This is a genomic window from Spirosoma jeollabukense, assembly GCF_054777855.1.
In genome coordinates this window covers 490,627-510,464 of record NZ_BAAHAD010000004.1, presented here as the reverse complement: position 1 = coordinate 510,464, position 19,838 = coordinate 490,627, and the positions used below count along the sequence as shown (strand labels likewise).

Genomic DNA, 19,838 nt, shown 5'->3' with positions numbered 1-19,838 from the left:
CACTACCCTAATTTACCCAAACAACCCGTACCGGATAATGCAGTAGATGGCCCGGACGCCGTCTTTCCAGTTTATTTTTTTTCCTTCTTCATAGGTTCTTCCGTAATAGGAAATGCCGACTTCATAAATACGAATACCCGGAATTCTGGAAATCTTTGCGGTGATTTCCGGTTCGAAGCCAAATCGTTTTTCTTTCAGATCAATCCCTTTGATGATGTCTGTCCGAAAAAGTTTGTAGCATGTTTCCATATCCGTCAGGTTCAGATTGGTAAACATATTACTCATAAACGTCAGAAATTTATTGCCGATCGTATGCCAGAAAAACAGAATACGGTGAGCATTTCCACCCACGAACCTTGAGCCATATACTACGTCGGCGAATCCGTCGAGAACGGGTTTCAGTAAAATATTAAATTCTTCCGGATCATATTCAAGATCGGCATCCTGTACAATTAAATAATCGCCGGTGGCTTTTTGAATTCCCGTATGTAATGCCGCTCCTTTTCCCTGGTTAACCGCATGAGCAACGTATTGAATTTCGACGGACGGATTTAACCGAATAAAATTAGTAACTACGCTCTCTGTATTATCTTTTGAGCAATCATTGACCACTATTATTTCCCGATCAACGGAAGAAGCTAATTGTATTTCGGTCAGTTTTTTTAGTATCCTTTCAATCGTTTTTCCTTCGTTGTATGCAGGGACTAATATGGATAGTTTCATGGAGCAAATGGAATTTAATCAAAGCGAACCGTATAGCTGATACAGGACAGAGAATGCGACAAAAAAACAGCTTGTAATCAACACGAGACTTTCCTGCTGATCTTCTTTTTTTGTCATACCGCACCAGGCCAGACAAGGAGCTATGGTGGCAAATATGGAAATCCGCTCGTAAAGGTAAGGAAGGGTAACTAATAATACGGCGGCACCCAGTAAGCCGAAAAATAGCGAGTAATGATCCCTGTGCACGCGTAACCAGCCTAACCCGATCAATACGTATAAAACAACCCAGCCAATCTGGTAATTTTCTTTCAAAAGTACATGACTTCCTTCCCGTGCAATGGCCACAATATCAGCAATATAGTATAGCACGATGCCTGCCAGAGCCATGAACCCAATGACCAGCCAGGAGTAGTCCCTGTGTTGTTTCATCTCAGCTATCGTTCGGTTTCCGCTTAGCCACAAGGTCGATCCAGCCAGCATAAATACAGTAAATAAATAGCCAAATGATGGTTTTCCATTTACGTGATTATGCTGAAAAAAGTAATGATTCACAAACTTAACAGGATACACACCACCCCAGGTAAACCAGGTAATCAGCACGCCAGAAATAGCTACTACCCCTAAAACAATGACGCGGATAATATCTTTTTTCTGGAGGGGAAATTTAGGCGTAAATAGACCAATCGCACCGCCAATAAACACCTGAAAATTAACGGCAAACAATAAAAAAAGAAGGCCAATCTTTTTATTCCTGAGCGTTAGTCTCCAAAAAATATAGAAAAGTAAAATGCCAGGTAACAAGGGATGCGCACGACTGGCATAAATCAATACGTACGGATTAAATAGGATAGCCAGTGCTTTATACCGACCAGACGCTACGTGCAGATAAACCAAAGCGAACCAACAGATTAGCGAGACAAGGCGGCCAATGGGTAATATAAAATCGCCTAAAATATCCAGGCTGGCAATAGCATATTGGAGGCTACCGATAATCCATAAATAGAAGGACGAAATGGCCCAATAAGGGCTCATATCCAGCGCGGGCCAGACTCCATAAGCCTGTTGAAACGCAGGCAAATACGCGCCCCCTTCATCTCCTCTGGCTTGAAGTGTAATTGAAAAATAGAGAAGCAAAAAAAAAGTAACTGCAATTAATCCATAACGAATCAGCGGCAGGAATTTTTCAACCATAAAAAAAATAAAAATACGTTTGAACCGAGTTGAACGACCGACAACTATAATTACCGGTGTAGACTATATTAATTTATTGATTTACCAGTGGCCAGATCAATACGCAAAGCGTCCAACTCATTCAATTGAAAGCACTGACAATAGCTAATCTGAACGCCTACTCCACCACGACGCCCATTGAGCAGAATTTATCAATTCGCTGGTTAATACGTTCCTGTGGGTCCAGAACGCTGAGTTCAGCAAGAGATTCCAGAATAACTTCTTTGAGGTGGTTAGCCATTTCCTGATGATCGTTATGCGCTCCGCCGAGTGGCTCTTCTACGATGCCATCGACCAGTTTATTTAACTGCATATCTCTGGCCGTCAACTTCATAGCCTCTGCCGCTTGCTCCTTGAAATTCCAGCTACGCCAAAGAATGGTTGAGCAATTCTCAGGCGAAATAACGGAGTACCAGGTATTTTCCAACATCAGTACCCGATCACCAATAGCAATACCCAGGGCGCCACCCGATGCGCCTTCGCCAATAACGACGCAGATGACCGGCACGGTTAGCATAAACATCTCTTTCAGGTTTCGGGCAATGGCTTCACCCTGCCCACGCTCTTCAGCCTCCAGGCCTGGGAAAGCACCTGGTGTATCGATCAGTGTAATAATGGGCTTGTTAAACTTCTCGGCTAACTTCATCAGACGTAGCGCTTTTCGATAGCCCTCAGGGTTCGGCATTCCAAAATTCCGATACTGACGCTGCTTGGTGTTTCGTCCTTTTTGCTGTCCGATAATCATAACAGTCTGGTCGCCTAACTGGCAGAACCCACCCACCATGGCCGGATCGTCACGAACAGTACGGTCACCGTGCAGTTCAATGAACTGGTCGCACATGAGTGAAATATAGTCGAGGGTATAAGGGCGATCCGGATGACGCGATAGCTGGACACGCTGCCAGCGGGTCAGATTTCGAAAAATCTCCTGGCGAAGTTTGTCAATGCTCTGCTCCAGCACGTCTACGGCTGTGCTCACATCAACATTACTGGTCTGCGCTAGTTTTTTGGTTTCCTCCAGCCGCGCTTCAAGATCGGCTATTGGTTTCTCAAAATCGAGGTATGTTCTCATAAAAGAAGTCATTAGTCGAAAGTCATCAGCAATAGTCAACAGGTAAACTGACGACTATTGACTGATGACTTTCGACTTATAATTCAAAGCTTTCGCCTTTTTTCGGAATAATCACCTGCGGAAAGCCTTCTTCGGCCAGCGTGGCTTTGAACGATTCCATGCTTTCATATTCGCCATGAACCAGGAAAATACGTTTGAGTGTTTCGGGCGATTGCATTTCAACAAAATTAATCAGGTCATTACGATCACCGTGACCGCTGAACACATCAATTTTTTCGATATTGGCCAGCACTTGATGGTCATTCCCCTTGATGCTGAGCGTTTGTTGTCCATTCAACAAGCGCCAGCCGAGTGTTCCTTCCGCACAGTACCCAATAATCAAAATCGTTGCATACGGATTGCTTATATTCTCGGCAACGTGGTATTCGACCCGACCACCCTGCACCATGCCTGATGACGAAATAATAATGCAAGGCTCATCGTAGTTGGATACGGCTTTACTGGCTTTCGATGATTCCAGAAACTGAAAATTCTGAAAATCGAACAAGGTTTCGTTCTCCTTGTAAAATTCCTTGGCTTCGTTGTTCAGCATTTTAATATGCTGCATATACACCTTGGTACTTTCGTAGCCCATTGGACTGTCCGAAAAAACCTTGATTGGCGGAAAATTTCGCTCGGTGTAGAGCCGGTTGAGTGTATAAAGCAGCGCCTGCGTTCGGCCAACGCTGAACGACGGGATGATTAGCCGCCCCGGAATGTCGATGCACGTCCGCTGAATAATATCAGCCAATGCATCTTCAGGCGACATCAGATTCTCATGAAGCCGGTTGCCATAGGTGCTTTCGCAAACCAGATAATCTACGGCTGGTACGGGAGCCGGATCGACTAAAAGGGGGTAATTCTTACGACCAATATCCCCCGAAAAACAGATGCTCTTGCGCTCTCCGTTTTCGGTTACGTTAAGGACAATGTGAGCAGCACCCAGTAAATGCCCCGCCGGAATGAACGTAACATCGACCCCGTCAGCTACCTTGAACTTTCGATTGAAGGCAATGGGCACTACGTTCTCCATAGCCTCACGGACTTGTCTGTCCAGAAACAAGTCCTTCTGCATCTGGCTCTGCCTTTCCTTTACCCGTTGTTTTTTGCTCGTATTCAGCTCATTAATACGCTTCTGGTTGAGAGAAGCGGCATCCTTGAGCAATACGTTGGTCAGGGCGAAGGTTGGCTCGGTGCACAGAATCTGCCCTTCGTAACCTTCGCGAAACAGGTTAGGCAAATTGCCCGAGTGATCCACGTGGGCATGGGTCAGTAGCACTAAATTTATGCTTGAAGCCTCAAACGGAAAAAATCCCGGATGAGTAACGGCGGGGGCTGTCTGCCCGTTGGAACTGGCCTCTCGTGGCGCGGACCGTTCCATATCGGACCCACAGTCAATCAGGATGCGGTAATCATCCTCCAGTTCCAGCAGGTACATACTACCTGTTACCTGCCGGGCCGCCCCCAGAAATGATAATTTCATGCGTACAACTTTAACGATTCAGTGGCGTTTACTCGATGTCTTGAGAAGGGTGGTTCTAAAACAAGTTGGGTGGCGCGTATTTTGTAAGTTTGCAATATTACGAGATAATCAGCTAATGACCGCGCGATGCGGGAAAACAGGTAACGTTAACGGTTTTCACTAGGTTCATTCCGGCTAACAAACATACTATCCTAGTACAGTTGTTTTGCGTTCGTAGTACCTCAAGAATCTGGCGGTATACAAGTTAGGCTAGGTCAACTCTCCCGGGGCGCCAGCCCCGCTCCGGATTCATTCTCGAAAGGTCCCTATACCTTCTCACACACACCCGCGTCCGATTTACCAGTAGTAAATTACCCTTATACCTTTGAAGGCATCCGCTGTGACGATCGTTAGTCGGCCCCTCTATAAAATTGCGACAGCCACCAGGCTCCCCATCCCAAAACGCGTTTACCTGTTATTCCTGATAACCAACTTACTCAAGATACATGGCAGTGGACACTATACCAGCATGCATTGGCGGGATACCCCAAAGCCTACGCTGGGGCGTCAAATGATAACGCACTTCGCAACTAGTTGCCCCATTTATTCTCAGGTAAGTAAGTCAGCCTTGATCAATCCGACGCCTATCGACAAAGTGATCAATGAGTATACTAAATCCATTTCGTCACTTCTGGCTGATAGCGTAATTGGGCGCGTAGCCCACCGTCGACTAGCGAACCCGCTAATCCCGTTAGTCATTCCTTCGTAACGTCAGACAGGCGACCATAGGCTACTGGAAATTCTAATCAGAATCCAGTATGAATAGCTATCTTACCAATTTAGTAGGTTATAAATTGCTTTTCAAACTTGATCAGGGAACGATACCCCAATCCTGAATGTAATCGACGAATAATATAATTCCCTTAAAAAGTACGAAATACTGCCCGAATCGCTTAACTGTTCCCCAATGCGCTTTACTCCCCGTTTTTCGACTTATTTATCGATCTTCTTATTTGGTCTTTTGTGTACCTATTGTGCACCGTCAAATACGTTTTCTCAGGACCAACAACCCGCCGACTCACTGGCTACGCAGTACCTCATCAGGCAGATAGACGCCTTTCAGGCTAGTCCAGCAGTTCGGTTCGGCACGGTGGCCCTGTCGGTTCGGCGCGTACGCGATGGCGAAGAAATTGTTAATGTCAACGCCCACCAAAGTTTACCATCGGCGTCAACGCTCAAACTTATTACGACTGCTACGGCCTTAACGGTGCTGGGTGCCAATTATACCTATACTACGTTACTCGAATACGACGGTACCATTAAGGATAGTGTGCTGACCGGTAATCTATACATACGCGGCACCGGTGATCCTTCACTGGGTAGCTGGCGATTTCCAAATTATTACGATTTACCCGCGCTGCTTAAAAGCTGGTCGTTGGCCGTAAAAACCGCTGGCATTCGCCGAATTCAGGGCAGTGTCGTTGGCGACGCCAGCCTGTACAGTGACCTGACGACCCCCGACACCTGGCCATTCGGCGATTTGGGAAACTATTATGGGGCCAGCCTGAGTGCGCTAAATATCAATGAGAATTTATATCGTGTGTTTTTCAGACCAGGCAAGTCGGTTGGTGCACCCGTCAGTATACTACGTACTGACCCGGCTCTTCCCTACATGACCTTTCGTAATTCCGTCACGACCGATGCGGCTAATACGGGGGATCAGGTGACTATTTACGGCGCGCCCTTCCTGAATCAACATTGGCTTGTCGGTAAGGTGCCGATGGGCGAGCCAGCGAATGAGTTTAGCGTAAAGGGTGCCCTGCCTGACCCGGCTTATTTCTCTGCCTATGCCCTTTACAACCAATTGATTCAGGATAACATAACTGTTTACAGCCCGCCCGTCTCGATCGGCGGTGGACTACCAGCGGCAATTGAGACGGGCGGAAAACGTACCGTTCTCAACCAGCATACATCGCCAACGCTGGCCGAGCTGGCGCTCCAGACAAATCTCCAGAGCATCAATCTTTACGCCGAAGCCATGCTCCGTACAACGGCACTAGCCCTTGACAAATCCGTTCGATCAAACGATACAGCCATTGAAGCGCTGGTGAAATTCTGGAAAAATAAAGGCGTTTCCTTAGATGGCTTCCGCATTCGGGATGGCAGCGGACTGTCGACCACCGGCGCGCTCACGCCCGACAATATGACTAGCCTGCTGAGCGCCATAAGTCGCGAAAAAGTGTTTCAGACGTTTTATGAAACCATACCGATTATGGGGCAGACGGGCACCGTCCGCTGGCTGGCCCGCGGCACACCAGCAGCCGGTAATATTCGGGCTAAGAGCGGATCTATTGAGGGCGTCCGGGCCTACGCGGGTTATTTCACAGCCGCCGACGGAGAGCGGATGAGTTTCTGCCTTCTGGTGAACAAATTCACACCCGGCCAAAACCGCACCGTAACCCGCGAACTGGAAAAGATTTTTGTGGCGCTGGTTGGGGTACGTGGATTATAAATTGGTTTCCAGTATTCGGTTTACGACGGGCCGCCGTAAACCGAATACCGTAACCCGTTTTTATTCCTCATCGGCGTGTTCGCAGATGGTCACTACGTTAAACCAGTACTGGCCAATGGCCTTCGTGACTTCGCTAAGCCGCTGGAAGGTTGGTGGTTTGGTAATGAAGCTGTTAGCCCCATTGAAGTACGAGGTTTCAATGTCTTCTTTTGCATCCGACGTAGTCAGCACAACAATTGGAATGTGGCGAAATTGTTCATTGGCCTTAATCTCGCGCAAGACTTCACGGCCATCCTTGCGGGGCATGTTCAGGTCCAGCAGAATGAGTTCCGGCAGCGGATGGGGTGCGCCACTATAGCGCCCCTCGTAGTTTAAAAAATTCAGTAAATCTTCTCCATCTTCCGCAAATGAAATACGGCTGGATGGATAGTGTTGATGGAAAGCCTCTCGCGTCAGGTAACGGTCGTCTTCGTCGTCATCAACCAGCAGGATATGAATAGGCTTCGGTTGAAGTTGGTCTGTCATAATGTTGTATTGATTGACTTTCTGGCAAAACAACCACAAAAGTAGCTCCCTCATTTGGTCTACTACGGGCTGTTATGTAGCCATGATGATATACGACAACCCGCTTGCAGATAGCCAGCCCAATACCGGTACCTTCAAAGGAGCTTTTGCCGTGTAATCGTTGAAAAACTTTAAAAATATGCTCCAGGTATTTCTCCTCGAATCCGATTCCGTTATCCTCAATGATAATTTCAACGTATTGGCGACCCGGAATCAGGCCGTCATACTTATCACCGTCTACGGCTTGCGCCTGAATACGTAGCAATGGCCGGACATCGGGCCGTATGAACTTGAGTGCGTTCGAGATCAGGTTGTTGAACAGATGGTCCATTTGGCTGGCTACTGCCGAAATGGCGGGTAGGCTACCCACCTCGACCTGAACATCCAGCCCCTTAATGCGCAACTCCTGATCGTCCAGAATGCGCTGAACAATTTCGCTAAGCTGCACCGTTTTGAACGTATCCTGATGAGTTGAAATCCGCGAAAAATTCAGTAAATCTTTGATGAGTTTGGACATTCGCTCAGCGGAGTGCGAGATTTTGCCCATAAACAGGAGGCTGTCCGAATCGAACAAGTTGCCATATCGATCGGTAATCAGATTGGCAAACGACTGAATCTTACGCAGGGGCTCCTGCAAATCGTGGCTGGCCACAAAAGCAAAGCGCTCCAGTTCCTGGTTCGAGGATTCCAGTTGTCGAATTTGTCCTTTCAATTGATCTTCGTATTCGTGCAGTTGATCTTCGTTTTTCTGTCGTCGCGCCAATTCTTCTTCAAGCATTCGATACGAAAGCGCCAGGACAAGAAACGTCATCATCGACAGGCCGAAAATAAGTATGAGCGTATTGCGAAACGAACGTTCGGCCTGTCGGTATCGAACGCCCATTAGGGTCTGCTCCGTATCAACCATCAATGCAACGTGCCGCCGGAGCAAGTCCATGCGGTGCTTACTTTCCGCACTGATCGCCAGATTTTTGGCACTGGCAACTTTAACCCCCAGCCGAACCTGAGTTACGGCGAGTTTATCGCTGATGAGTTTCTCCAGTAAAACCCGGCGCTGAATCTGCACTTTATTATCAACAATAAGCGCCCGTAATTGGCGTATTTTCTCTGGCAACAAACGTAGCGCTGTCCGATAGGGCTCCAGATACGTAGTGTCGTTGGTGATAACGTAGCCACGGGAGCCTGTCTCGGCATCTTTAATGAGGGAAAGGGTATTTTCAAGAGCACCTGTCACCTGATACGTACGCCGAATCAACTCCATATCTTCGCCATACCGATTGTAGCTATAAAACGATATGGCAAAACCCGACGCAATCAGCACCATAGCGATAATGAAACTCAACGCAATGCGTCGGCTCATTAGTCTGGGAGCAAATCGATTGGGAATTCGCATAACGTTAAATAACTTACTCTATCACAAAGATAGAAAAAGAACAGGTAAATGCCGGAAATGCTACGACCAACCAAAGTTGGAATCAGTTACATTATAATGTTTCGACGACCAGATTATGGTTCGTATAGATACATACATCAGCCGCAATATGCAGGCTTTCCCGTACCATTTCTTCGGCTGAAAGGCTAGCCGCGTGTTTCTTTAAAGCCAATGCCGCCGACTGGGCGTACATGCCTCCAGAGCCGATAGCGGCCACATCTGCATCCGGTTCGATCACATCACCAGTACCGGATACCAGCAATAAATCGTCTTTAGACGCGACAATCAGCATCGCTTCGAGTTTGCGGAGGTACCGATCGGTGCGCCAGTCTTTGGCCAGTTCGATGGCCGCCCGTTTGAGGTTACCACCGTAGGCGTTGAGTTTTTCTTCGAAGCGTTCGATCAGCGTAAAGGCGTCGGCGGTGGAGCCAGCGAAGCCCGCCAGTACTTTACCGCCCATCAGAACGCGCACTTTACGAACATTACTTTTAGCGACTGTATTTCCCATGGTAGCCTGACCATCGGCACCGAGTGCTACGTGGCCATTGTGCCGGATACCAACTACGGTAGTTGCGTGAATTTTAGGTTGCATGAACTTGTGTTTATTGGAGGACATAACGTACAGATAGCTGTTTAGGGTTCAAAAGCCAGGAGCCTTGTGCCAGGAGCATGGCCATCCGAGTAAACTTATTACACCACGCTCCGTCCTTCATGCCCTATGCGCCTTGCCCCTCCGCAAATGGAATCGGCCGGTTCACGCTTTCCTCGAGGGATATAAACGTTTCAGTACGTTGAATACCACTCACTTTCTGAATTTTATCGTGTAATACTTCGCGCAGGTGCTGGGTATCGCGGCAAACGATCTTGGCAAAAATGCTATAAATTCCTGTCGTATAGTGCACGTTGACGACCTCAGGGATTTTCTCTAATTGTTTGGAAACTTCTTCGTAAAGAGAGCTTTTATCTAAATATATACCCAGGAACGCGCTGATATCCCAGCCAAGCTTTGCGTGGTCGATAACCAGTTGAGAACCGCGAACGATGCCCATCTGCTTCATTTTATTCATCCTGACGTGAACCGTCCCCCCCGACACGAAGATGCGCTTGCCAATTTCGGTATACGCCATATTCGCATCCTGCATTAGTAAACTCAGTATTTTCAGATCGGTATTATCAATTTCTAAATTTTTTTCGATCATTTTAAGCCTATTTTTGATGAGTGTCAACAAAAGTATCTATATTTTAAATAGATTGTAAATTTCAGGAAATTTTTATGTGAAATTTGTAATGAATTTTCACTTGTATTACCTTTGTAAAGTCAAGTTGATCGAGCGGGGTCACACGCCGGTCTTCTTGATATTTGTTTCCTCACACTGTAGGATGTCGAAATTGGCAGACGTGCCCTCCTGTCTCGGGGGTGGTGATAAAGGATAAACGCAGCATAATGCCGCCCTCGTGGCGACTGGGGTTGACCACCAGAGTTGTACTGTAGCTAACTGCACCGTGGGCGGTTCGAGTCCCCCTCCTACAGCATTATATCGCGTTGGCGATCTGATTTTTAGTTTGTTGATGAAGTGTAATTGAACACGCCGGCTCGCTGAGTCCGGCGTTTGTTTTTTTCAGCCCATCCTGTATCTAACTCAAGGCCGGACTTTTTTGCGTATTTTTGTCGCTTAATTCAAAAGACATCCCCGTCGTAACGACGATACGATATTCCAACGTGAAACACATTCGTAATTTTTGCATTATTGCCCACATTGATCACGGCAAAAGTACGTTAGCCGACCGACTTCTAGAATTTACCAAAACGGTAGGGGCCCGCGACATGCAGGCGCAGTTGCTGGACGACATGGACCTGGAGCGCGAGCGCGGAATCACGATCAAGAGCCACGCGATCCAGATGACGTTTCCCTACAAAGGAGAGCTCTATACGCTCAATCTGATCGACACCCCTGGTCACGTCGATTTTTCTTACGAAGTGTCACGTTCCATTGCGGCCTGCGAAGGGGCTTTACTCCTTGTCGATGCGTCGCAGGGTATTGAAGCCCAAACTATTTCGAATCTCTATCTGGCGATGAATAATGATCTGGTCATTATTCCGGTGCTGAATAAGATTGATCTACCAGGGGCGATGCCAGAGGAGGTTAAGGACGAAATGGTTGACCTGATCGGTTGCGAACGCGACGACATTATTCCGGCCAGCGGTAAGGAAGGTATTGGCGTACCCGAAATTCTGGCGGCTATCGTCGAGCGGATTCCGGCGCCACAAGGCGAACCCGACGGCGCCTTGCAGGCCCTCATTTTCGACTCACATTTCAATTCCTATCGGGGAATCGAGGTTATCTTCCGGGTTAAGAACGGCCGTATCCGCAAGGGTGACAAGGTAAAGTTCATGAACACCGGCAAAGAATATAATGCCGATGAGGTGGGCACATTGGGCCTGGTGCAGGTGCCGCGCGACGTGATTGAGTGTGGTGACGTAGGGTACTTGATTTCGGGCATTAAAGTGGCCAAAGAAGTTAAGGTTGGTGATACGATCACGCAGTTTGACCGACCGGCCAAAGAAGCCATTCAGGGATTTTCGGAAGTGAAGCCCATGGTATTCGCCGGTATCTACCCCGTCGAAACCAGCGAATTCGAAGATCTTCGCGAGGCAATGGAAAAACTTCAGCTCAATGATGCGGCTCTCGTTTGGGAACCCGAAACATCGGCGGCTTTAGGATTCGGATTCCGGTGCGGCTTCCTGGGTATGCTGCATATGGAAATTGTCCAGGAACGTCTGGAACGCGAGTTTGATATGACGGTGATCACAACGGTCCCATCGGTGCGGTTCGAAGTCATGACAACCAAAGGCGTAAATCTGCAGGTATCCGCGCCAGCCGAAATGCCAGACCCCAACTTGATCGACTGGATTGAGGAGCCATTCATCAAAGCGCAGATCATCACTAAAGCCGATTACGTTGGTGCCATCATTGGCCTGTGCATGGACAAACGAAGTCTGCTCAAGAATCAGATCTACCTGACTCAGGATCGGGTGGAATTGCAGTTCGAGATGCCACTGGCTGAAGTCGTGTTCGACTTTTTCGACAAACTCAAAACCATCTCACGCGGCTATGCCTCGCTCGATTATGAATTCATTGATAACCGAGAGTCGAACATGGTGAAGTTAGACGTATTGCTCAACGGCGAACCTGTGGATGCTCTTTCCGCTATCGTTCACCGCGACAAAGCGTATGAGTGGGGCAAAAAACTATGCGAAAAGCTTCGCGAATTAATACCCCGGCAACAGTTCGAAATCGCGATTCAGGCGGCCATTGGTCAGAAAATTATTGCCAGAGAAACCCTGAGCGCCCTCCGGAAAGACGTACTGGCCAAGTGTTATGGCGGTGATATTTCCCGAAAACGCAAACTGCTAGAAAAACAGAAGAAAGGGAAGAAGCGAATGCGCCAGGTAGGCAATGTCGAAATCCCGCAGGCGGCCTTTATGGCGGTGCTGAAGATCAATTGATAGAGAAGCCAATCTGGAAACGGATTGGCTTTTTTGCTTTTAGGCTTGTCAGGTAGGCGCGGGGAATAGGCTGCTCATAGAATAAATTTTATTGAATAAATAGTACTTTAACTGCTTTTACACTACTTTTCGGTAATCTGGCCAAGTGATTCATACTGATTATACCACAAGCGATACGCTTACATAATCATTGAAGCAAAATCTTTTTTTTTAACTAAAAACAAAGTGAGTTTATGAATTTGTACGACAAAGTATTCACTAATAATAAAGAATGGGTGCAGAAACAACTGCAAATTGACCCTACCTATTTCTCAGGCATGGCTAAAGGCCAAACGCCTGAATTTCTTTACATTGGTTGTTCGGATAGTCGGGTAGCGCCAGACGCTTTTATGGGCGTTAAGCCAGGGGACGTGTTCATCCATCGTAACATTGCCAATCTGGTACCCAACAACGACATTAGCTCGCTGGCGGTGTTGCAGTACGCTGTTGAGAATTTACAGGTTAAACACGTCATCGTTTGCGGACATTACGGCTGCGGGGGCGTCAAAGCAGCTACTACCCACGATGACTTTGGCTATATGAACACCTGGCTACGTAACATCCAGGACGTATATCGCATGTATCGTGACGAGCTTGATGCCCTCGAAGATCCCGAAGCCAGACATCGGCGGCTGGTTGAGTTAAATGTACGGGAGCAGTGTATGAACGTGATGAAGCTGTCATTCGTCCAGAAGCGTTTGTTTGATAGTCAGGACATCAAGGTGCATGGGTGGGTATACGACCTTGGTGATGGACAACTCAAAGACATGCAGGTTACGGTCGACGACCTAAAGCCAAACCTGGATATTTATCGGTTCAAGAATGTCAAAGCCGCACAGTAGACGTAGCAGATAGGTGTTCTCCCTATCAATAATAACGGTGATTTGAATTCTTTTACTTCCACCCGGCGATTGAAGGTAATCGACCGGGTGGTTATTAGAAAAACCTTTCACTTACTGATAAGCCTGACAAGGACTTAGCTTTGCCTGTCAGCCTAATAACCGTATTTCTCGATAGACTAATAGATAACAGGCTGATAATCATTTTTTTATATTTTTCTTGGAATTCCAGAACCGACTATTCACCTTTGCCCATTAATTAACAAGATTAGTCGGGACCTCACCCGCCAAGACCACCATGAAGGCTTTTCAACACACAGCTTATACTGTTTTAAACATTGACGAATCTCTTTTACGGGAAATAGTCATGTGCGATGTATCGTTCGCCTTCGGTTGTTGCTGTTACTAGATCCCTGGCTCAGCCATTCGAGCATTATACCCCTAATTCATTTTCTTTTAATTCAGTTGCAGAAGTAAATGATTTAATCAATACTCATTTATCCTACTTATTCTACAGATTAAAATAATATTTCAAATTTTACCCATTAACTCGTGAAACTGAAATCATTATGAACACTTTAAACGCGACTGCTCATGCCGATTTCAATGGGCTCATTGCCAGTGTAACGTATCAAATCGCGGGTTTCGACCGGGTGAATTTTGTTAGCGACATTGCCAATACAGTCCCTCAGGATGGCAGTTACACGATCCGGGCGCTCTCCTTTGAAGCTGATGGTTTGCAGGCAAACGGATTATTGACAGTTCAGATGCGGGAAGATCAACGGCTGACAGGTAGGCTCGTACAGCGGTTACAGTCGGTGCGGGGCATCGTGAGTGTGCGGGAAATCCGGTAAGAAAGTTCATTAATCACCCATCTACAGACCAGCGGCAACTAGTCTGTAGATCAATAAAAAAGCCGAAACGGCGGCAACCGTTCCGGCTGGCTAATACAAGGCTCTAGTAACCGAAGCGTCGGACCGGCCTCATTTTTCACATAACCAAGACAAAGTAATGCAAAAACTTTTATTTGCGGGAGTAGTCTGGCTACTCTCTTGCGGAGGATTGCTGGCACAATCCTCCGGAACACGACTATCGGGCACCGTTCGGACCGATAATGACGAACCACTGCCGGGCGCAAACGTGGTATTAAAAAATCAAACAAAAGGGGCATCGACCGATGCAAATGGGCAATTTAGCATTGATGCACACCAAGGCGATGAATTAGTAATCTCGGCCATTGGCTACCAAACTACGCAGGTAAAAGTCGGGGCAAAAACTACACTGGATATTTTCCTAGGCGAGTCGGCCTCGCAATTGAATGAGGTTGTCGTGGTTGGCTACGGCACACAGGATCGCAAAAATCTGGTCGGTTCGGTGAGCCAGGTCAATGCCGACGAAATCAAAAACCGGCCTGTAGCCAGCTTCGACCAGCAATTGCAGGGTCGGGCGGCTGGTGTGCAGGTGGCGGCCAACACGGGCGTACCAGGCGACGGTATTTTCTTTCGCATCCGGGGTACTACGTCCATCAACGCCAGCAATGATCCTTTGTACGTCGTGGATGGCGTGTTCGTCAACAATCAGTCGTTGCAAAAAATCACGACGCAGGGACAATCCAACAACCCGCTGGCCGACATCAACCCCGCCGACATCGAATCCATTTCGATCCTGAAAGATGCCGAAGCCACGGCGATCTACGGGGCGCGGGCTGCGAATGGGGTGGTGCTGATTACGACCAAACGAGGGTCATACAATAGTAAGACAAAAGTGCAGCTCAACGCATCCGTCGGGCAGGCATGGGCACCCAAACTCTGGGATCTGGTCACCGGCCCCGAACACGCGACGATCATCAATGAGGCTTGGATAAACGACGGCAAGCCAGCCGCAACGCGCCCTTTCCGGCCAGTTTCGGAAGGTGGGCGAGGCCTGCCCGAAGAGCAACAAACCTACGACCGTCTGCACGATATTTTCCGAACCGGTACGTTGCAGAACTACGACCTCTCCGTATCGGGTGGAACCAAGCAGACCCGCTTCTATCTGGGTGGCGGTTATACAAGCCAGCAAGCCACGCTACGTACCAATGACTTCTCGCGAGCCAGTTTTAAACTTAATCTGGATCAGGACATTACCGATAAAATCCGGATCGGCACCAGCAACATTTTCTCGCAGTCGAATCGCACCAATGCCCGCGTTGGCGACGGGCCGCAGGGAGGAATTTTGCAGGCGGCTCTGCATACACCTACCTATCTACCTAAATTCAATACAGACGGTACGTATGCCAAGTGGGCTGGCTTCGACAATCTGGACGTGCTGATCAACAATACGGATATGCACTCGACCAGCACGCGCTACATCGGTAACATCTTTGGGGAGTACGACATTATCAGCGGCCTTAAACTCCGCAGTAGCTGGAGTATTGACTACAACGATTACAACGAATATGAATATTGGAACACGCTGACCAACCGGGGCAGTGCCAGCAAAGGGCTAGCGACGTCCAGTATCAGCAAGAATACGATCTGGATCAATGAGCAGACCTTATCGTACCGCAAAACGTTTGGTACCCGACATAATTTCGGTGCTTTGGTAGGCAATACGTTCCAGGGCAACGTAGCGACGCAAACGCTCGCGCAGGGTACCAACTTCCCCTCAGATGCCTTCAAGCAGATTGCGTCAGCGTCAGTTACGACGTCCTCATCAACCAGTAACCGCTACAATCTGGTCTCGTTTTTCGGGCGCGTCGATTACAATTTTGACAAGAAATACTTCTTCGAGGCCAGCCTGCGGGCCGATGCTTCCTCAAAATTTGCGGTTGGTCACCGCTGGGGGTATTTCCCGTCGGCGGGGGTGGCCTGGCAACTCAAGCAGGAGAACTTCCTGCGCGATGTTAGCTTCCTGAATGATTTAAAAATTCGGGCCAGCGTCGGTTGGACGGGCAACCAGAATGGCATCGACAACTACGCATCGCGCGGCTTATGGGGCGGTGGATACAATTATCTGGACAATCCCGGTACGGTCCCCGTGCAGTTGGCAAACCCTGAACTAAAATGGGAAACGACTCGCCAAACCAACGTAGGCTTGAACGTTGGTTTATTTAACAACCGCATTGGACTGGAAGTCAACGCCTATTCGAAGTATACCTACGATCTGCTGCTTCAGGTGCCGCTGGCACAAAGTTCCGGCTTTGCCAGCATCTACCAGAATAACGGTGAAACCAGTAACCGTGGCCTTGAGTTTGCCATCAATTCGCAGAACATAAACAAAGGCGGATTCCAGTGGAATACGAGCTTTAACATTGCCGGCAACGTCAACCGGGTTGAAAAACTCTCGATTCCTGTCGATGCCAGTTATGCCACTGAACGCATGGCCCAGGGCTATCCGTTCCACTCGTTTTATGTGTACAAACAGCTCTATGTCGATCCCAAAACGGGCAATGCGGTTTATGAAGACGTGAACAAGGACGGTCAAATCACGGTGGCCGACAAGCAATTTTATGGGAGCGCGTTGCCAAAATTCTTCGGCGGATTCAACAACACGTTTGCCTACAAAGGTTTCGACCTGTCGGTGTTCTTCAATTTCAGCTCGGGCAGCAAAGTGTTCAACAACAACCGCTTCTTCCTGGAGTCGGGTGGTACGCGCGATGACCGGCGGGCTATCAACAAAAATCAGTTGAACCGCTGGCAGAAAGAAGGCGACATTACGGATGTGCCCCGCGTCACGACGATTGGGAATAATTACAACCTGAGTCCAACAAGTCGTTTTGTGGAGGATGGCTCGTTCCTGCGGCTGAACTCGGTTGTTTTCGGTTATAGTATTCCCAAATCGGCCCTTCGCAAACTGGGCATCGCATCGGCGCGGGTGTATTACAGCGGCTCGAATCTGTGGTTATTGAGCAATTATCAGGGGCCGGACCCCGAAGTAAACGTAACGGGTAACCCTACTACACAAGGGTACGATCTGGGTACGCCCCCCCAGCCCCGCACGGCTCAGTTTGGCCTGAACCTGACTTTCTGATTTACTCCTCACTACGGATTATTGAACACATCGGACCGCTACTTAGCATTCCTTATGAAAAAGAATTTCAAACTACTACCTATTATACTCCTGCTCACGGGTTGCCAGAGTTTTCTGGATGTGCAGCCTGAGTTGCAGGTCGATGAATCACAGGCTATTACGAATGCCAGTACAGCGGAGGCCGCCGTCAATGGCTTATACAATCGACTGGGAAGTGATAGCTATTATGGCTCCAATTTCCCGGCCATATCCTACCTATCAGGTGGTGATATTCAGTGGACGGGCTCCCAGTCGGACCCGCAACAGATTACCGCCCGCAAATTAACCGCTGATAATGGCTACGTTAGTTCGGCCTGGAGTGCCATCTATAAAACGATTCTGGAAGCCAATTACCTGCTGGAAACCGTACCAGCGTTATCCGATCCGCAACTGACGGCTGATCGGAAAAACCAGATTCAGGGGGAAGCCTATGCGCTTCGCGCCCTATCGTATTTTGATCTGGCGCGCGGCTGGGGTGGAGTGCAACTAATTCTGAAAGCAACCCATACCCCATCCGACAATACCGGCATTACACGTAGCAGTCTGGATGCCACGTATGCGCAGGTGCTGAAAGACCTGACTGCCGCCGAACCCCTGCTAGGCACCACCACCAACCGGAACAGAGTCACCCGAAAGACCATCTGGGCGCTGCGGGCGCGGTATCATTTGTATCGGCAGGAATGGGAACAGGCCGAAACCTACGCCAGCAAACTCATCGACGATGCCGCCAGCTACAAGCTGGCGAAACCCTACAGCGCCTTCTTTGCCAACAATGCCGTGGCTACAACGGAATCGGTTTTTGAAATTGCGTACACGAACTCATTCAAAAATGGCCACTACAACTGGTGGTTACCGCCAGCGCTGAGCGGACGTCGTGAGTGGGCGCCCAACGACAAGCTCGTTGCGTTACTGAACGACCCGACGGTGGGTGGAAATCGCTCCGAGCTGATCGCGAAGACGGTACCTCCGGGCAATCTGTGGTATGGAAAACTGTACTACCGAACGCCACTCGGCACCGATCCAGCCTACGTAATACGTATCGCCGAACTGTATTTGATTCGGGCGGAGGCACGTGCTCAACTGGGGAAAACAACAACGGCTCTTGCCGACCTGAATGCCGTTCGTGATCGGGCTGGCGTGTCGCTGTCACAGGCATCTACCAAAGAGGCCTTGCTACTGGCTATTGAAAACGAGCGACAGGTTGAGTTTCCATTTGAAGCCGATCGCTGGTTTAATCTGGTTCGTACGGGTCGGGTGGCCGCTGTATTGGGCATCACGGATGTGAATAAATATGTACTCCCTATTCCGAACAGCGAAATTTTAGCAGACAAAGCACTGACACAAAATCCAGGCTATTGACATAACTTAGTACCAGTCAGGCAACAACCGTCTGATTGCACGAAAATCAAACTACTTAAATGAAAAAGCAATTCTTTCTCCCCATCCTCTTTTTATCGCTAATTACCGGGTTAGCGAATGCACAAACCAAGACGGTAGGCCCCGAAAAAGGTGCCCTGATTATTGTAGGCGGTGGCGCTATGGGGCCAGAACTGTGGGGCCGTTTTGTGGAACTGGCCGGAGGACCCGCCAATGCAAACATTATCATAATTCCAACGGCGGGTGAAGACTCCTCGGCCAGCAGCGCCCCTCGTGAAAAAGAGAAACTGGTCAGTCTGGGCGTCAAAAACATTACGATCCTGCATACGCGTGATCCCAAAGTCGCCAACCAGGAATCGTTCGTGGCACCGATCCGGAAAGCCACAGGCATTTGGTTCGTGGGTGGTCGGCACTGGCGACTGGCCGATTCGTACCTAAACACACTGGCACACAAGGAATTCAATGCAGTACTTAGCCGGGGTGGCGTCATTGGCGGTACGTCGGCGGGGGCCACCATTCAGGGTTCCTTCATGGTTCGGGGCGATACTAAAGGCAACTCAATCATGGTCGGCGATCATACGCAGGGGCTTGATTTCATTCATAACGTAACGATTGACCAGCACTTTTTGCGCAGAAACCGTCAATTCGACCTTATCGACGTCATAAAATCCCGCCCCGAATTGCTCGGCATTGCCATTGACGAAAGCACCGCGATAGTTGTGCAACAAAATACGTTCGAGGTAATCGGCAATTCGTACGTAGCGATTTACGAAGCCGGGCAGATTGCCAACAATGCAAAATACCCATCCGGCCAAAACAGTACGGGCGGCCCCTTTTACTTCCTTGGCAAAGGCCAAAAGTTTGATTTACAGGCGCGTAAAGTCATACTCACACAGACACCTAGAACAACCGAACTCGCTAAGTAATCGGACTTTTACCATGATTCATCCGTGCCACGGTTATAACCGTGGCACGGATTTCGAAGACTACT

Annotated in this window: 16 protein-coding genes; 8 read left to right on the top strand and 8 right to left on the bottom strand. The window is 48.6% G+C overall.

Annotation, left to right across the window (positions count from 1 at the left end):
* Positions 1 to 12: 12 nt before the first annotated feature.
* The 4 genes from ACYVEA_RS18915 to ACYVEA_RS18900 all read right to left on the bottom strand — a co-directional run bounded on the left by ACYVEA_RS18915 (position 13) and on the right by ACYVEA_RS18900 (position 4,547).
* The gene (locus ACYVEA_RS18915) at positions 13 to 723 is read right to left on the bottom strand and encodes a glycosyltransferase family 2 protein (protein WP_093831616.1); all 711 of its coding nucleotides are present in this window, start codon (positions 721 to 723) and stop codon (positions 13 to 15) included.
* Between the two features lie 18 nt (positions 724 to 741).
* Positions 742 to 1,914 (bottom strand): hypothetical protein, encoded by a 1,173-nt coding sequence (locus tag ACYVEA_RS18910; RefSeq protein WP_461114994.1) that lies wholly within the window; start codon positions 1,912 to 1,914, stop codon positions 742 to 744.
* 157 nt (positions 1,915 to 2,071) lie between these two features.
* The gene (locus ACYVEA_RS18905; protein ID WP_461114993.1) at positions 2,072 to 3,025 is read right to left on the bottom strand and encodes an acetyl-CoA carboxylase carboxyltransferase subunit alpha; all 954 of its coding nucleotides are present in this window, start codon (positions 3,023 to 3,025) and stop codon (positions 2,072 to 2,074) included.
* A gap of 76 nt (positions 3,026 to 3,101) precedes the next feature.
* Positions 3,102 to 4,547, bottom strand: a complete 1,446-nt coding sequence (locus tag ACYVEA_RS18900) for an MBL fold metallo-hydrolase RNA specificity domain-containing protein (RefSeq protein ID WP_461114992.1) — start codon at positions 4,545 to 4,547, stop codon at positions 3,102 to 3,104.
* 364 nt (positions 4,548 to 4,911) lie between these two features.
* Here ACYVEA_RS18900 and ACYVEA_RS18895 point away from each other — a divergent pair, with 364 nt between their 5' ends.
* Together ACYVEA_RS18895 and dacB are read left to right on the top strand one after the other, a co-directional pair.
* Positions 4,912 to 5,295, top strand: a complete 384-nt coding sequence (locus tag ACYVEA_RS18895; protein WP_461114991.1) for a hypothetical protein — start codon at positions 4,912 to 4,914, stop codon at positions 5,293 to 5,295.
* A 198-nt stretch (positions 5,296 to 5,493) separates the two neighbouring features.
* On the top strand, positions 5,494 to 7,038 hold the full coding sequence (dacB, locus tag ACYVEA_RS18890; RefSeq protein ID WP_461114990.1) for a D-alanyl-D-alanine carboxypeptidase/D-alanyl-D-alanine endopeptidase: 1,545 nt from the start codon (positions 5,494 to 5,496) through the stop codon (positions 7,036 to 7,038).
* Positions 7,039 to 7,098: 60 nt separating this feature from the next.
* Here dacB and ACYVEA_RS18885 read toward each other — a convergent pair whose 3' ends face one another.
* The 4 genes from ACYVEA_RS18885 to ACYVEA_RS18870 form a co-directional block, all read right to left on the bottom strand.
* Entirely contained in the window at positions 7,099 to 7,563 is a 465-nt protein-coding gene (locus ACYVEA_RS18885; protein ID WP_461114989.1) for a response regulator, read from the bottom strand.
* A complete protein-coding gene (locus ACYVEA_RS18880; protein WP_461114988.1) occupies positions 7,517 to 8,995 on the bottom strand; it encodes a sensor histidine kinase in 1,479 nt (492 codons plus the stop codon). Before ACYVEA_RS18880 ends, ACYVEA_RS18885 begins: the two co-directional genes overlap by 47 nt.
* A gap of 91 nt (positions 8,996 to 9,086) precedes the next feature.
* On the bottom strand, positions 9,087 to 9,626 hold the full coding sequence (hslV, locus tag ACYVEA_RS18875; RefSeq protein WP_461114987.1) for an ATP-dependent protease subunit HslV: 540 nt from the start codon (positions 9,624 to 9,626) through the stop codon (positions 9,087 to 9,089).
* Between the two features lie 124 nt (positions 9,627 to 9,750).
* Positions 9,751 to 10,233: an Lrp/AsnC ligand binding domain-containing protein gene (locus ACYVEA_RS18870; protein ID WP_461114986.1), complete on the bottom strand. Its 483-nt coding sequence runs from the start codon at positions 10,231 to 10,233 to the stop codon at positions 9,751 to 9,753.
* 521 nt (positions 10,234 to 10,754) lie between these two features.
* Here ACYVEA_RS18870 and lepA point away from each other — a divergent pair.
* From lepA to ACYVEA_RS18840, 6 genes are all read left to right on the top strand, one after another.
* On the top strand, positions 10,755 to 12,542 hold the full coding sequence (gene lepA / locus ACYVEA_RS18865; protein ID WP_461114985.1) for a translation elongation factor 4: 1,788 nt from the start codon (positions 10,755 to 10,757) through the stop codon (positions 12,540 to 12,542).
* A gap of 233 nt (positions 12,543 to 12,775) precedes the next feature.
* The gene (locus tag ACYVEA_RS18860) at positions 12,776 to 13,423 is read left to right on the top strand and encodes a carbonic anhydrase (RefSeq protein WP_461114984.1); all 648 of its coding nucleotides are present in this window, start codon (positions 12,776 to 12,778) and stop codon (positions 13,421 to 13,423) included.
* Between the two features lie 566 nt (positions 13,424 to 13,989).
* A complete protein-coding gene (locus tag ACYVEA_RS18855; RefSeq protein WP_461114983.1) occupies positions 13,990 to 14,274 on the top strand; it encodes a hypothetical protein in 285 nt (94 codons plus the stop codon).
* A gap of 157 nt (positions 14,275 to 14,431) precedes the next feature.
* Positions 14,432 to 17,431: a SusC/RagA family TonB-linked outer membrane protein gene (locus ACYVEA_RS18850; RefSeq protein WP_461114982.1), complete on the top strand. Its 3,000-nt coding sequence runs from the start codon at positions 14,432 to 14,434 to the stop codon at positions 17,429 to 17,431.
* Between the two features lie 54 nt (positions 17,432 to 17,485).
* On the top strand, positions 17,486 to 18,829 hold the full coding sequence (locus ACYVEA_RS18845) for a RagB/SusD family nutrient uptake outer membrane protein (RefSeq protein ID WP_461114981.1): 1,344 nt from the start codon (positions 17,486 to 17,488) through the stop codon (positions 18,827 to 18,829).
* Positions 18,830 to 18,888: 59 nt separating this feature from the next.
* Positions 18,889 to 19,773 (top strand): cyanophycinase, encoded by an 885-nt coding sequence (locus ACYVEA_RS18840; protein WP_461114980.1) that lies wholly within the window; start codon positions 18,889 to 18,891, stop codon positions 19,771 to 19,773.
* The last annotated feature ends 65 nt before the right edge of the window (positions 19,774 to 19,838 follow it).

What these genes read in the sequence shown, in the direction of transcription:
- ACYVEA_RS18915 (WP_093831616.1), bottom strand. Translation starts at nt 723, where the DNA reads ATGAAACTATCCATATTAGTCCCTGCATACAACGAAGGAAAAACGATT.
- ACYVEA_RS18910 (WP_461114994.1), bottom strand. Translation starts at nt 1,914, where the DNA reads ATGGTTGAAAAATTCCTGCCGCTGATTCGTTATGGATTAATTGCAGTT.
- ACYVEA_RS18905 (WP_461114993.1), bottom strand. Translation starts at nt 3,025, where the DNA reads ATGAGAACATACCTCGATTTTGAGAAACCAATAGCCGATCTTGAAGCG.
- ACYVEA_RS18900 (WP_461114992.1), bottom strand. Translation starts at nt 4,547, where the DNA reads ATGAAATTATCATTTCTGGGGGCGGCCCGGCAGGTAACAGGTAGTATG.
- dacB (WP_461114990.1), top strand. Translation starts at nt 5,494, where the DNA reads ATGCGCTTTACTCCCCGTTTTTCGACTTATTTATCGATCTTCTTATTT.
- ACYVEA_RS18885 (WP_461114989.1), bottom strand. Translation starts at nt 7,563, where the DNA reads ATGACAGACCAACTTCAACCGAAGCCTATTCATATCCTGCTGGTTGAT.
- ACYVEA_RS18880 (WP_461114988.1), bottom strand. Translation starts at nt 8,995, where the DNA reads ATGCGAATTCCCAATCGATTTGCTCCCAGACTAATGAGCCGACGCATT.
- hslV (WP_461114987.1), bottom strand. Translation starts at nt 9,626, where the DNA reads ATGCAACCTAAAATTCACGCAACTACCGTAGTTGGTATCCGGCACAAT.
- ACYVEA_RS18870 (WP_461114986.1), bottom strand. Translation starts at nt 10,233, where the DNA reads ATGATCGAAAAAAATTTAGAAATTGATAATACCGATCTGAAAATACTG.
- ACYVEA_RS18860 (WP_461114984.1), top strand. Translation starts at nt 12,776, where the DNA reads ATGAATTTGTACGACAAAGTATTCACTAATAATAAAGAATGGGTGCAG.
- ACYVEA_RS18855 (WP_461114983.1), top strand. Translation starts at nt 13,990, where the DNA reads ATGAACACTTTAAACGCGACTGCTCATGCCGATTTCAATGGGCTCATT.
- ACYVEA_RS18850 (WP_461114982.1), top strand. Translation starts at nt 14,432, where the DNA reads ATGCAAAAACTTTTATTTGCGGGAGTAGTCTGGCTACTCTCTTGCGGA.
- ACYVEA_RS18845 (WP_461114981.1), top strand. Translation starts at nt 17,486, where the DNA reads ATGAAAAAGAATTTCAAACTACTACCTATTATACTCCTGCTCACGGGT.
- ACYVEA_RS18840 (WP_461114980.1), top strand. Translation starts at nt 18,889, where the DNA reads ATGAAAAAGCAATTCTTTCTCCCCATCCTCTTTTTATCGCTAATTACC.